General features: G+C 69.1%; 11 protein-coding genes. 6 read left to right on the top strand and 5 right to left on the bottom strand.

The window, feature by feature from the left end:
* Nucleotides 1-209: 209 nt before the first annotated feature.
* Complete coding sequence (locus tag QSK37_RS10730) at nucleotides 210-1,076, bottom strand: class II glutamine amidotransferase (RefSeq protein ID WP_285619461.1); 867 nt, start codon at nucleotides 1,074-1,076, stop codon at nucleotides 210-212.
* Between the two features lie 32 nt (nucleotides 1,077-1,108).
* Nucleotides 1,109-2,512 (bottom strand): glutamate decarboxylase, encoded by a 1,404-nt coding sequence (gene gad, locus QSK37_RS10725; protein ID WP_285619458.1) that lies wholly within the window; start codon nucleotides 2,510-2,512, stop codon nucleotides 1,109-1,111.
* Nucleotides 2,513-3,096: 584 nt separating this feature from the next.
* Between gad and QSK37_RS10720 the strand changes: the two genes are divergently transcribed.
* On the top strand, nucleotides 3,097-4,197 hold the full coding sequence (locus QSK37_RS10720; protein WP_349497954.1) for a glutathione-independent formaldehyde dehydrogenase: 1,101 nt from the start codon (nucleotides 3,097-3,099) through the stop codon (nucleotides 4,195-4,197).
* A gap of 116 nt (nucleotides 4,198-4,313) precedes the next feature.
* On the opposite strand, the gene QSK37_RS10715 is transcribed toward QSK37_RS10720, so the two are convergent.
* From QSK37_RS10715 to QSK37_RS10705, 3 genes are all read right to left on the bottom strand, one after another.
* The gene (locus tag QSK37_RS10715; RefSeq protein ID WP_285619456.1) at nucleotides 4,314-5,696 is read right to left on the bottom strand and encodes an NAD-dependent succinate-semialdehyde dehydrogenase; all 1,383 of its coding nucleotides are present in this window, start codon (nucleotides 5,694-5,696) and stop codon (nucleotides 4,314-4,316) included.
* A gap of 23 nt (nucleotides 5,697-5,719) precedes the next feature.
* Nucleotides 5,720-6,394: an adenylate kinase family protein gene (locus QSK37_RS10710; RefSeq protein WP_285619454.1), complete on the bottom strand. Its 675-nt coding sequence runs from the start codon at nucleotides 6,392-6,394 to the stop codon at nucleotides 5,720-5,722.
* A gap of 159 nt (nucleotides 6,395-6,553) precedes the next feature.
* Complete coding sequence (locus QSK37_RS10705; RefSeq protein WP_285619453.1) at nucleotides 6,554-7,399, bottom strand: LLM class F420-dependent oxidoreductase; 846 nt, start codon at nucleotides 7,397-7,399, stop codon at nucleotides 6,554-6,556.
* A 109-nt stretch (nucleotides 7,400-7,508) separates the two neighbouring features.
* Between QSK37_RS10705 and rpsD the strand changes: the two genes are divergently transcribed.
* The 5 genes from rpsD (at nucleotide 7,509) to QSK37_RS10680 (ending at nucleotide 13,249) form a co-directional block, all read left to right on the top strand.
* Nucleotides 7,509-8,144 carry a 30S ribosomal protein S4 gene (gene rpsD / locus QSK37_RS10700; protein ID WP_285620086.1) on the top strand — a complete coding sequence of 212 codons (636 nt, stop codon included), beginning with the start codon at nucleotides 7,509-7,511 and terminating at the stop codon, nucleotides 8,142-8,144.
* 287 nt (nucleotides 8,145-8,431) lie between these two features.
* Nucleotides 8,432-9,289, top strand: a complete 858-nt coding sequence (locus tag QSK37_RS10695) for a DUF2267 domain-containing protein (protein ID WP_285619451.1) — start codon at nucleotides 8,432-8,434, stop codon at nucleotides 9,287-9,289.
* On the top strand, nucleotides 9,289-12,204 hold the full coding sequence (locus QSK37_RS10690) for a helix-turn-helix transcriptional regulator (RefSeq protein WP_285619450.1): 2,916 nt from the start codon (nucleotides 9,289-9,291) through the stop codon (nucleotides 12,202-12,204). The genes QSK37_RS10695 and QSK37_RS10690 overlap by 1 nt, the downstream gene beginning before the upstream one ends.
* 166 nt (nucleotides 12,205-12,370) lie before the next feature.
* Nucleotides 12,371-12,802 (top strand): Hsp20/alpha crystallin family protein, encoded by a 432-nt coding sequence (locus QSK37_RS10685; RefSeq protein WP_285619449.1) that lies wholly within the window; start codon nucleotides 12,371-12,373, stop codon nucleotides 12,800-12,802.
* Nucleotides 12,803-12,898: 96 nt separating this feature from the next.
* Nucleotides 12,899-13,249 (top strand): hypothetical protein, encoded by a 351-nt coding sequence (locus tag QSK37_RS10680; RefSeq protein WP_285619447.1) that lies wholly within the window; start codon nucleotides 12,899-12,901, stop codon nucleotides 13,247-13,249.
* Nucleotides 13,250-13,345: the final 96 nt, after the last annotated feature.

The raw sequence follows: 13,345 nt of genomic DNA, 5'->3' as shown, positions 1-13,345 counted from the left end.
GCCGGGAAACTTAGGTCAGGCTTTGCCGATGGCGGGCGGCACGGTGGGTACGCCCCAGGGGGACACGGGGACCGCTGGCCGGGACCGATCGGCTGGGTCGGTATGACCGAATGGAGCTCAAGAGAGCCCGACCGCGCCGACTCCGGGCACGGTCACGTTGGTGGAGGGCACCGCGTTCCGCGCTTGCTCGATGTCCGCTGGGATCTGAATCAGGCGGCCTGTTGGGCGGCGGCGGTCCTGGGCGACAGGTCGGTGAGCTGCAGCCGATGCGCGGGCTCCTCGGGTAGGGCGATCCGGCTGGTGACACGCGGGCCGGGTCCGACGTGGAGGAGTTCACCGGGCTCCAGCAGGCGCCAGCCGGGGCTGTCGTCCATCGGTTCGCTGGCGATCACTACGGCGGGAACGCGGGCCATGTCGGCGCAGTGCACGCGCATGCGGCCCGCGGTGCCGCTCTGGTCCAGGTGCCGGGCGCCGTGCTGGCCGCCGCTGGGACGCTGAAGCACGTACAGATGATGGGTGTCGGGGTAGCGAAGCGCCCAGAGTTCGTCCGCGCTCGCGAGGATGAGGTTAAGTGAGTAGAGCCGCAGATTCCGGGCTATCCACCGTGCGGCGTGTTCGATGCCGACGGCGACATCGCCGTGCGTTCTGATCTCTCGGGTGATCAGCGCGAAGAAACGTTCAGAGTCGGTCTCTCCTTCGACCATGGCCAGGTCCGGCCCCAGTTCCGCGTCGAGTTCGGCCAGATCCTCGATCACTCCGTTGTGCGCGAACAGCCGTCCGTCCTGCTCGAACGGCTGGGTATTGCGGTAATCCACTCCGCCGGTGGTCGCGTAGCGAAGGTGGGCCACGAAAACGGCCGATCTCACCTGCTTGGCCTGCTCGGCGAAACACCGGTCCTGGTACGCGGCGATGGGAGCCTTGTAAATGTGAGGGGTCCTGTCGGCGTCGAAGAAACCCAGGCCGGCCCCGTCAGGATTGCGATGACTCTGGTCACTGAGGCTGTCCGGTGCGTCCAGCAGCCAGAAGGTGGCACAAGTACGCTCAGGGGCACTGCTCATTCCGAACAGACGGCACATGCCACGACCTCCCCCTGGCCGGACGACCGGCCCTAGTGATGGAAACTCGTCGCGTCGGCAGGGCCGTGGAAAGGCGCCGGCTGACGTTGTAGCCACGGGAGCAGGCTCCGTAGATCCTCCACGAGCCGGTCGGCCAGGTCGAATGAGAAGCCGTTGCGGCACACCACGCGCAGAACCCCCAGATCCTGGCGGTTCGCCGGGAAGGTGTAGGCCGGCATCAGCCAGCCGAACTCCCGCAGCCGCCGCGACACGTCGAAGACGCTGAACTGGGTGACGTCGTCGGTGGTGGTGAAGGCGAATACCGGCAGCTGGTCACCACGCGTCAGCAGCCGGAAGCAGCCGAGCGCCTCGATCTGCCCGGCCAGGTACATCGCCACCTCCCGGAGAACCCCCTGCACTGCGCGGTAGCCCTGGTGACCCAGGCGCAGGAAGTTGTAGTACTGCGCGATGACCGGGGCGCCGGGTCGGGAGAAATTGAGAGTGAAGGTGGGCACGTCACCGCCGAGGTAATTCACTCGTTCCACCAGGTCCTCCGGCAGTGCGTCACCATCGCGCCAGATCACCCAGGCTATTCCGGGATACACCAGCCCGTACTTGTGCCCCGAGGTGTTGATCGAGGCGACCCGGGCCTGCCGGAAATCCCATTCCAGCTCCGGCTCAAGGAACGGCGCGATCATGCCGCCCGACGCGGCGTCCACGTGAACCGGAACGTACCAGCCCGTACGCTCCTGCAGCGCGTCGAGCGCGAGGCAGATGTCGGCGACCGGCTCGTAGCTGCCGTCCATCGTCGATCCCAGGATGGCGACCACGCCGATCGTGTTCTCGTCGCACGCCTCGGCCGCCTGTTCCGCGCCCAGGTGGAACCGGTCTCCTTCCATCGGTACGACGCGCGCGTCCACGTCCCAGTAGTTACAGAACTTCTTCCAGCACACCTGGGCGTTGGCGCCCATCACCAGGTTGGGGCGGGCGCCGGCGGCGTAGCGAACGGCGTTCCGGCGTGTCCAGCGGCGCTTCAGCGCGATTCCGCCGAGCATGCAGGCCTCGCTGGACCCGACGGTGGAGGTGCCGATCGGGTGCCCTTGGCCGGGGACGTTCCACAGTCGGCCCAGCATCGCGATGCAGCGCTGTTCCATGTCGGCCGTCGCTGGATATTCGTCCCTGTCGACGAGGTTCCTGTCGGCGGCGTCGCCCATGAGCGCGCGAGCTTCCGGCTCCATCCAGGTGGTCACGAAGGTCGCCAGGTTCAGCCGGGGGTTCACGTCCAGCATCAGCTCGTCGCGGATCAGCCGCGACGCGGTCGACGGCGTCGTGGGACCATCCGGCAACGTGTGTCGTGGCAGGACCCTCTTAACGCCGGACACCGGGTCGGCCTCTCCGAGCAGCGGGTTCACCCAGATCGGCCGTCGCCGGCCGTGCTCGCCCGTCTCCGACGCCATTGGCGCTCCCCCCGAACCCGGCGCTGTCGAGGAGAGTCTCGCAGGCGGCCACTACAGGCCGGGCAAGCCGTAGCTAAAGCCGGGTCATGGCTCTGGGGGAGCAGAGGCGATGGATCGCAAGATCTCGGACGCGGTCGGCGCTGGTTCCCGTGCCAGTGCTGATCATGGCATCGACGATGATGCTTGGCTCGACAGCACTGTCCCCACCAGCGCCGGTACCGCCCATAGGTTCGTCGTCGGTCGAGAACGGCCTCGCGAGGACAGGGTGGCGATTCACGCGCATCAATTTGTTAGCCAGGACAAATGGCCTGGGCGGGCTATTGCCGGGTGGCGCCACTGTTCTCGTTGGGTCTCCTGTTAATGGAGAGCCTCTTCTGGCGGGAAAGGTAAAAAAGCCGTCGTTGCGTTGACATGGGCTGCATAGGTGAGAAGCTCGAAAAGGGGGATGTACCTGCGGGGATTGTTTTTCGCGCTGGGTGCTCGACGACATGCGGCCTCTGGCCGCTTTTCGTTAATCGAGGGGATCGAGGTTCGCTATGAGAGGCGTGGTGTACGAAGGGCCGCGGACGGTGAGGGTCGAGGACGTGCCGGACGCGAGGGTCGAACGGCCGACGGACGCGCTGGTGAAGATAACCACCACCAACATCTGCGGCTCTGACCTGCACATGTACGAAGGCCGTACGGACCTGGAGACCGGTCGCGTGCTCGGCCACGAGAACCTGGGGGAGGTGGTTGAGGTCGGCGAGGCGGTGGACCGGGTCAAGGTCGGGGATCTCGTGTGCATGCCCTTCAACATCAGCTGTGGCTTCTGTGAGAACTGTGAGAACGGCCTCACGGCCTTCTGTCTCATCGCGAACCCGGATCCGAACATGGCGGGCGCCGCGTACGGCTTCGCGGACATGGGGCCCTACAACGGCGGGCAGGCCGAACTGCTCCGCGTTCCCTACGCGGACTTCAACTGCCTCGTCCTGCCGCCAGAGGCGGAGGAGCGACAGACCGACTACGTCATGCTGTCCGACATCTTCCCGACGGGCTGGCACGCCACGCAGCTCGCCTGCGTGCGGGCGGGAGAGACGGTCGCCATCTACGGCGCCGGGCCGGTCGGCCTGATGGCGGCGCTGTCAGCGACGCTCAAGAGCGCAAGCAAGGTCTTCGTCGTCGACCGGCATCCGGATCGCCTCCGGCTCGCGGAGGAGATCGGCGCCATCCCGATCGACGACTCGAAGGGTTCGCCCGTCGACCAGATCCTCGACCAGACCGACGGCGTCGGAGCCGATCGCGGCTGCGAGTGCGTCGGTTACCAGGCCCATGACCCGGAGGGGCACGAGCATCCGAACATGACCTTGAACAACCTGGTCAAGTCGGTACGTTTCACCGGCTCCATCGGCGTTGTCGGGGTCTACGTGCCGCAGGACCCGCAGAGCCCCGACCCGCTGTACAAGGAGGGTGAGGTCGCCTTCGACTACGGCCTCTTCTGGTTCAAGGGGCAGAGCATCGGCAACGGCCAGTGCAACGTCAAGGCCTACAACCGCAAGCTGATGCACCTCATCCAGACGGGGCAGGCCAAGCCGTCGTGGATCGTGTCACACGAGCTGCCGCTGAATCAGGCGCCGGAGGGTTATGAGCACTTCGACCACCGCGACACCGGCTGGACGAAGGTGGTACTCCACCCGAACTCCGGCTGACCCGCAGCGCCGCGCTGAATGACCAGACCCGGTGGAGCCAGCCGAACCGGCTCCACCGGGTCGCGCGTGTCGGAAGGAAGGCGATCGGTCCGGACGGATCACGCCGCGCAGAACCGTCACGGCGCGGCGTCGAGCGGAACGACGTCGATCAGCTTCTTGTTGACGAACTCCTGGATGCCGAGCCAGGACAGCTCTCGCCCGTAGCCGGACCGCTTGATGCCGCCGAACGGCAGCTCGGGCGCGGTCCAGGTCGGATGGTTGATGAAGACCATGCCGCTCTCGATGCGGTGGGCGATCTCCTTGCCGTGCTCGACGTCGGAGGTGAAGACCGCGCCACCGAGGCCGAAGCCGGTGTCGTTGGCGATGGCGATCGCCTCATCCTCGTCCCGGACGCCGAAGAACATCGCCACCGGGCCGAAGAGCTCCTGGCCATAGACCGGGTTGTCGCGGCTCACGTCGGTGAGGATCGTCGGCTGGACGAACGCTCCGGTGTCCGGCACGGGCGGACCGACCTCGGTCGCCCGGGCACCGTGCGCGACCGCCTCGGCCACCTGCTCCTTCAGCTTGTCGGCGGCCGACTGGGACGACATCGGCGGCAGGGTGGTCCGCTCGTCCATCGGGTCCCCGGCGACCAGACCACTCAGGGCCGCGGTGAACTCCTCGAGGAACTTGTCGGCGATCTGTTCGTGGATGAGGAGCCGCTTGGTTGCCACGCAGCACTGCCCGCAGTTGTTGAGGCGGCCCCACGCGGCCCAGTGGACCGTCGGACCCAGATCGGCGTCGGGCATGGCGATCAGCGGGTCGCTGCCGCCCAGCTCGAGGGTGATCTTCTTGATCGCCTTGCCGGCACGCGCCGCGACGACACTGCCCGCCTCATCGCTGCCGGTCAGGGCCACACCCATGACGCGCGGGTCGTCGATCACCTTCCCGACCTGCTCCTTGTTGATGAAGAGGTTGGTGTAAACGCCGTCCGGCGCCCCGGCTTCGCGGTAGAGGTCTTCGAAGGCCAGCGCGCACCGGGGGACGCCCGATGCGTGTTTGACCATGACGACGTTGCCCGCCATCACGTTGGGAACCGCGAACCGCGCCAGCTGGTAGTACGGGAAGTTCCACGGCTGCACCCCGAACAGGACACCCAGCGGGCTGCTGACGACGACCGCCTCGCCCTCGCGCGTGTCGATCGGGACCGGCTTGAGGAAGTCCTCGGCGTTGTCGGCGTAGTAGTCGAATATGTCCGCGCTCAGGAGCACCTCTTCGATGCTCTCGCCGATCAGCTTTCCCATCTCCAGGGTCATCAGGCGGGCGAACTCGTCACGCCGGTCCCGCAGAATCCGGGCCGCAGACCTGGTGACAGCCGCTCGCTCGTCGAAGCTCCGCCGACGCCACTCCTCGTACGCCGACCGGGCACGTGACAGGGCGTCCTCGACCTCCGCGTCGGTGATCTCCGCGAATCTGGCGACGACCTCGCCACTGTAAGGATTGACCGATTGATAAGGCATGATTCCCCCCTGAATATGCCTATCTAGGGCTGATCCCCGCCTTGCCGACGGCCGAAACGGCGCGAGGGGAGCCCAAGGAGCATTCGGATCTCCTCCTGGACGGTGTCCGGATCGCGGCTCGCGTCGACGACGAAGACCGGAACCTTGCGCCGGAGCCGGTCCAGCAGGGCGGCGATGCTCTCCCGGTGGTCCTCGATCCTGGCGGTGAGCGCTTCCGGGGTGTCGTCCTCGCGCGTCTCGAGGCGGCCGCCGCAGGAGTCGCAGACGCCCTCACGCCGGGGCCGGCCTCCGATCAGGTTGTAGTCGAGGCCACAGTCGCCGCACAGCCGTCGCGACAGCGCCCGGTCCCGAGCCTGCGCGTCAGACACGTCGAGGCAGATGACGGCGTCGAGGTCGTACCGCTCGAGGAAGAACTCCGCCTGCCGCCGGTTCCGCGGGAACCCGTCGAGGACGAACCCGTGGTTCCAATCGTGCTGCTCCAGGCGCACACGCATGATCCCTTCCACGAGCGAGTCATCGACGAGCCGGCCGGCCGCCATGACCTCACGCACGCGTGCGCCGATCTTGGTGTGGTGGCTGACATGCCAGCGAAGGATGTCCCCGGCGCTGATCCGCACGAGATCGAAGTCGCGGGTCAGCCGGGCGGTGTGGGTGCTCTTGCCGCTCCCCGGCACTCCTACCAGCAGATACTTACGCACCGTAAGACCATCACACACGCCATGTATCCCATGCCAGGAGGGCGAGCGCCGCTGGCCGTTTCCCCGGTCCGCGAACTCGGCGTTTCCGGGTGGGAACGCGGCGAGGCCCCTGAGACCAACCCCTTCGTGGTTTGAAGACCGGCCGCCGGCCAGGACACGTCAGGCGGTGAACGAGCGGGCGACAACCGCGAGCTCGTCCAGCGTCCGGCGCGTCTCCTCGTCCGGCAGCGTGGGTAGATCGAAGAGCACCCGGTCGACGCCGGCGTCGGCGAGCCGGGCGACGGCCTCACGCTCGCCCGGCACGGCGTAGACGGATACGGGGACCCGGCCTCGGCCGGTCTCCATGGCGCGTCGCTCCAGCTCGGCGATCCTGCGGGCGATCTCCTCGGGCCCCAGCCCGTACGTCGGCATCCAGCCGTCGCCGTACTCCAGTGTGCGGTCGAGCGCCTTCGGCCCGTTGCCGCCCACGACGATCGGCGGATGCGGGCGCTGTACGGGCTTGGGCCAGCAGAAGATCGGGTCGAAGTTCACGAACGTCCCGTGGTACTCGGCCTGGTCCTTGGTCCAGATCTCCTTCATCGCCTGCACACGCTCGCGCAGCAGCGCCATCCGGGTCTTCGGGTCGGTGCCGTGGTTCCGCATCTCCTCCAGGTTCCAGCCGGCCCCGATCCCGACGACGGCCCGGCCGTCGGAGACCTGGTCGAGGCTCGCGATCTCCTTGGCCGAGATGATGGGATCCCGTTCGACCAGCAGGAGGATGCCGGTGCCGAGCAGGAGGCGTTCGGTCACCACGGCCGCCGCCGTGAGGGTCACGAACGGATCGAGTGTCCGGTAGTACTTTCGCGGGAGCTCGCCCTCCTCGGGCCATTGCGACTGCCGTTCGACGGTGATGTGGGTGTGCTCGGCGACGAACAGCGACGCGAAACCGCGTTCCTCCAGCGCCTCCCCGAGCCGGGCCGGTGCGATGCCCTCATCGGTTACGAACGTCGCGACCCCGAATTCCATCTGGCCCCCCGGTTGTCCTCTAGAGCGACTCTTTCCAGCCCGGACTCCCAGGCAAACGCGGCCGGACGCCGTGGAATGCAGTCCGGCCGGACCCTCGTTGTCCCTGGAGATGCCCGTACGAGCGTTGCGGGGGTGCACCGTGGACCTCAGACGGTCGAAGGTCAGGTTGAGTCGTGCCCTCGGGGTGGCACTGACTCCGAAGGCGGCCCGGGTGATGGAACGCCGGCCGACCCGTCCCGGTCAGCACGGCCGCGGGCGGGTCAAGGACACGGACTACAAGGCGCGGCTGCTGGAGAAGCAGCGATTGTCCGCCCAGTACAACATCGGCGAACGACAACTGCGCCGCGCCGTCAAGCGTGCGGTACGGCGGCCCGGCCGAACCGGTGAGGAACTGCTGTGCGATCTGGAGACCCGGCTGGACGCCCTGGTACTCCGCGCCGGTTTCGCTCCGACCATCTACCAGGCACGCCAGGCCGTCAGCCACGGCCACATCCGCGTCGACGGGCACAAGGTCGACAAGCCCGCCTACCGACTGCGCCCAGGTCAGGTGATCGAGGTCGCGGAGCGTAGCAAGGCCAAGACGCCGTTCCTCATCGCCGCGACCGGTGAGTACGCCGCGGAGCATCCGGCGTACCTGCGGGTCGACCGGGACGCTCTGCGGGCCCAGCTGCTGCGACCGCCGGCCCGCCCGGAGATCCCGGTCATCTGCGACGATCGGCTCGTCGTCGAGTACTACGCGCGCTGACGGCCGCCAGGACCTTCATCCAGCTGATGTCGTCGCCCCGGGGCCTCGATCGGGGGATCCGGCACCTGGTCGACCCGTACGTCTCGGGACTCCCGGGTCCACGACCGCCTTCATGACGTCCCCCGATGCGCGCGTGGTGCGCTCATTCCCATCACGACACCCGGGCGGGCGCGACCTACCGCAGGACGCCGGGCGGGCGGTGGCTACGGTGGAGGTCATGGCCGTATCGATCGGTCTCGCCGATGCGGGTCGCTCGGCGATCGAGGTTTCGTGTTGTCCCTGACCGATTGACCGAATACGCGCTCGTGGGCGTGTGGTCGCGTTCGTCGCACGCCGCCGAGACGCTCCTGAGCGGGGGAGGAGCGACCGTGGACTACCGTGAGTTCATCCAGGTCACGCAGCGCGAGGGTGGCATCGGCGGCGACTTGGCCGAGCGCGCCGCGCGGGCGACCCTGGTGACGCTGGCCGAGCGCCTGTCGCCCGGACAGGCGCGTGACCTCCTCGAACAGCTCCCCGCGGAGATGAAGCCCTGGCTCTACACCGAACGCGCAGCCGAAGGCTTCGACATCGATGAGTTCCTGCGCCGCGTCGCCGAGCGCGAGGGTGTTGACGTCGAGACCGCCGAGCGGCACGCGCATGCCGTGTTCTTCGCGCTCGGGCAGGCGGTGAGCCGCGACGAGATCGCCGACGTGGCCGACGAGCTGCCCCAGGACTTCGAACCGCTGGTCGCCGAGGCCCAGTGCAGGTTCTTCGACGTCATGCCGGCCGAAGACTTCCTGGCCAAGGTCGCCGAACGCGCGGGCCTCGACGCCGACGAGGCACGCCGCGCCACCGAGGCCGTACTGGAGGCGCTCGCCGAACGCATCGCCGGTGGGGAGGTGGACGACCTGATCCCGCGGCTTCCCCTCGCGCTGCACGGTCCGCTCAGACGCGGCCGGGCCACGAGCGGCGGGGCGGCGCGACGGATGTCGCTCGATCGGTTCGTGGACCGCATCGCCGAGCTGGCGGGCGTGGACCCGCTCGAGGCGCGCGAGTACGCCCGCGCGGTCTTCGCCACGTTGCGCGAGGCGGTACGGGACGAAGAGTACTTCGACGTCACCGTCCAGCTGCCGCCGGACTACCACGTGCTGCTGCCGGAGCCATGATGTCCACCCTTCCGGCGTACTGCACCGAGGAGGCTCACGGGCCGGCGACGATGCGCGGTCGTGCGGCCGAATGGAGCGCCGCCCTCGATCTGCTGGCCGCGGCGCACGAGGGGCGCTCCGGAGTCCTGCTCGTCGAGGGCGAGCCCGGCATGGGCAAGAGCCGTCTCCTCCGCGAGGTGACGCGTACGGCCCGTGCGCGCGGCTTCTCGTTGGTGACGGCCGGCGCGCTCGAGCTCGGCCGGATACCGCTCGTGGAGTCGCTGCTTTCGGCCCTTGGCGAGGACGTGGTCGCCGAGGGCGGGGGACCGTCCGCCGAGCCGGACCGGCGCATGTGGCGGGTTGAGAGGATCCGCGCCGGCCTCGATGAACGAGCAGGAGCCGGTCCCGTGCTGGTTAGCCTCGACGACCTTCAGCTGGTGGCGCCGGCGGCCCTCGTGACGCTGCGGGCCTGGATGTCACAGCTCGCGGGCCGGCCCGTCGCGTGGCTGCTGGCCCGCAGCACGGTGAAGGTGGGGAAGGCCACCGGCCGCCTCTTCGACCTCCTCGAATACGGCGGTGCGCGGCGGATCACGCTGCCGCCCCTCGACGACGACGCGCTGACCGGGATCGTCATCGACATGCTCGGTGCCGTGCCCGATCCGCCGTTGGCGGCGTTCGTCGCCCAGTCAGGCGGTAACCCGTACCTGCTCACCGGGCTCATCGCCGGGCTGTGCGGCGAGGACGGGATCCAGATCTGCGACGGTGGCGCACGTCTCGTCGCGGTCGGCCTGCCGCGGCGGTTCCAGGCGGCGGTACGGCACCTGCTCGACCAGCTGAGTCCGCGGACCCGTCATCTGCTGACCGTGACCGCGATTCTGGGCCGCTCGTTCTCGCCGGACACCGTGGCCGCGGTGCTTGGTACGACCACGGCCGCGATCGTCCCACGGCTCGACGAGGCGCTGTCGGCGGGTGTGCTCACCGTCGCGAGGGAGGAGCTGGCCTTCCGGCACGGCCTGCTGTGGCAGGCGGTCACCGACGCCGTTCCGGTTCCCATCCGGAAGGCGCTGCATCGGGAGATCGGCGACGTCCTGTTCGGCCGGGGCGGGCCCGCGACGGCGGCCGCGGCGCATCTGATGCAGGGCGTCCGCGCAGCCGATTCCCGTGGCCTCGCCGCGCTGGACCGGCTGGTCGACGACGTCCTGCCGGTCTCACCGCGGACCGCGGCGGACATCGCGCTGCGGGTGGTGAACCTCACCGATCCCGCCGACCCGGCCTGGACCGTCCGCACGCTCACCGCCGTCCGCACGCTCATCGAGGCGGGCCGGCTGGACGAGGCCGCCGGTCTCACCGAGTCGGCCCTCACCCAACCGCTGACCGCCGCCACCCACGCGGGCCTGTGCTGCCTCCGGTCGGAGATCCTGCACATGCAGGGCCGGGCGGCCGAGGCCGCGGCGGACGCCGCGACCGTACTGGCCGAACCGGGTCTGCCGGACCGGCTCCGCGACGCCGCCGAACTCGCACTACTCAACGCCCAGGTCGCCGACCGTGACAACACGCTCGCGCGCCAGCACGCGCAGGCGATCGTCGAGGCGTCCGGCGACCACGGCGACGCCCTCGTCACCGGGGCGTTCATCACGCTCGCGCTGGCCGCGTGGGACGCGGACGAGCTGGCCGAGGGCCTGCGGCTCGCCCACGAGGCCGTCCGCCGGGCGGCGTCCACCGACGCTTGGTGCCTTCACCCCCGGATGATCCTGGCGATGCTCCTGACCGACGTCCGGCGGCTGGACGAGGCACGGTCGGTGATGGCGAGCGCGGGCGACGACACCAAGGTGCGCGGACGTCTCGTGTGGGCGGCGGCGCCCGCCGTGCTCCACGCGCGCCTGCATCTGGCCGCGGGCCGCTTCGACGACGCGATCGCCGTGGCCGAGGCGGGCCTGGCGGCCACCAGCGGGCCGGGCCCGCACGTGCTGATGTCGTCCGCGCTGGGGGTGCTGGCCGTCGCCGCGTTGCGGTCCGGGGACCCGAACGCCGCACAGCGGTACGCCGACCGGGCACGGCCGGGGCTGTCGGAGTACGGTTCGCCGCACGCGGAGGCCCGCTTCGCACTCGTGACGAGCCAGATCGCGATGGCGCGCGATGGCGCCGGTGCCGTGGCGACGGCGCTCGCGGAGCTGTGCGAGCAGGTGCCGGAGCACTCCTGGGTGTTGGTCAGCGACCCCACCGCGGCGGCCTGGCTGGTACGCACCGCGCTCGCCCTGGACGATCGCGCGCGAGCCGAGATCGTGGTCGGCGCCGCGGAACGGCTCGCCCGCCACAACCCGGGCTTTCCCACCGTCGCGGCGGCCGCCGAACACGCTCGCGGTCTGCTCGACGGGGACGCGTGCGCACTGGACCGCGCCTCCATGGACCACGCCGACCCGTGGGCACGCGCGTCCGCGGCGGAGGACCTCGGCGCTTTGGCCGCGAGCCGGGGCACCGGGTCACGCCAGTCGGCCATCGCCGGCCTGGACCAGGCCCTGGCCGGCTACGACGGCATCGGCGCGGCCCGGGACGCAGCCCGGGTGCGCCGCCGGCTTCGCCGGCTGGGCGTGCGGCGCCGCCACTGGACACAGGGCGACCGTCCCGTCTCGGGCTGGGGCAGCCTCACCGACACCGAGCGCCGGATCTCCGGGTTGGTCGCCCAGGGACTGACCAACCGGCAGGTTGCCGACCAACTGTTCATCAGCGTGCACACGACCGCCTTCCATCTCCGTCACATCTTCCGCAAGCTCCAGATCGGCTCACGCCTTGAGCTGGCCCGGCGGGTCATGGAGGAGAACCGGCAACGGACGCCCCCCGATGGTGACCGGCCGGACCAGGGAGGAAGGACCCGTGTCGGCAGGAGTACGGCCGGGTATCCGCAAGGGGACGCCCCGTCGGCGACCGTACGCCCTTAGCCGGTCGCGGTGACCGTGGATCTACGGGGACAGCGGACGTCGATATGGGCGCCACTCACGAGAAAATTGGGGGTATGCCATGACTTTGCCGATGAGGCGTGCCAGAACTGGCCGACTACACGGGATGGAGCCGGCCACGATGCTGCGGCGGGATCCTTTCGCGGACGTGCAGGAGCTGGTCAACCGCATGACAGGGCTCATCCAGCCCGGGGTCGAGACCGAGGCCGAACGGCCCTGGGTGCCGGTCGCGGAGATCGACGAGAACGAAGAGGGCTACGTCGTCCGGCTGGAACTGCCCGGCATCGCGCCTGCGGACATCGACATCGCTATTCGTGACCGTGAGCTGTGTGTGAACGGCGAGGTCAGAGAGGAAGAAGAGGGCTCGAACGCACTGCGGCTACGGACCGGGCGGTTTCACTATCACGCCTCGCTGCCCTCCGATGTCGACGCGGACAACGTGGAGGCGTCCATGGACGAGGGAGTCCTGACGCTGCGCATTCCCAAGGCCAAGCGAGGCCAGGGTCACCGCATCGAGATCACGGATGGCCGGTCCGGACGCAAACGGTCCGAAGGCGAACGGTCCGAAGGCGAGCGCTGACGACATCACATCCCGCTGCGCAGCTGCCCGGGGTGACCTAGGACGGTGCCCGGCACGCCCGCCCCGGGCGGCCCGAGCAGCTGGTGAGGGGAAGCCATGGCAGTGAAGCTGAGTGAGCGGTCCTTCGAGTACGCGAAGAAACTGATCGACGAGGGGAGAGCAGTCGTCGACGAGATGGGCGAATGGAGCGAACACCAGCCGTCCACACAGCAGGAGAACGAGTTCATCGAGAAGTTCGGATTCGACGCCTACGGCAGGTGGTACCTCGGCATCGACGACGACTACTCCCAGGACCAGAAGTCCAGATACAAGTTCCCCTACGGGGACTTGGACAGAGTCCACCGGTGCGGTGTGATCGCCGCGGAGGTGCGGGCGGCGCAGCGGAAGTACGACGACATCGAGGTCGCCGCGGCCCACCTGCACGGCATGCTCGACAAGCCGAAGTAACGCCTCCGAGGTCTACCGCTGCGCGTACCGGGCGACCGCCGCGAACTCGTCCAGCGCCCATACGGTTTCGTCCGTGGGGAGGCGGCGGGCCGACGC

The organism is Actinoallomurus iriomotensis (genome assembly GCF_030269445.1).
Classification (GTDB): domain Bacteria; phylum Actinomycetota; class Actinomycetes; order Streptosporangiales; family Streptosporangiaceae; genus Actinoallomurus; species Actinoallomurus iriomotensis.
The sequence above is the reverse complement of the archived record's forward strand: the minus strand, read 5'-3'. Positions and strand labels throughout refer to the sequence as shown.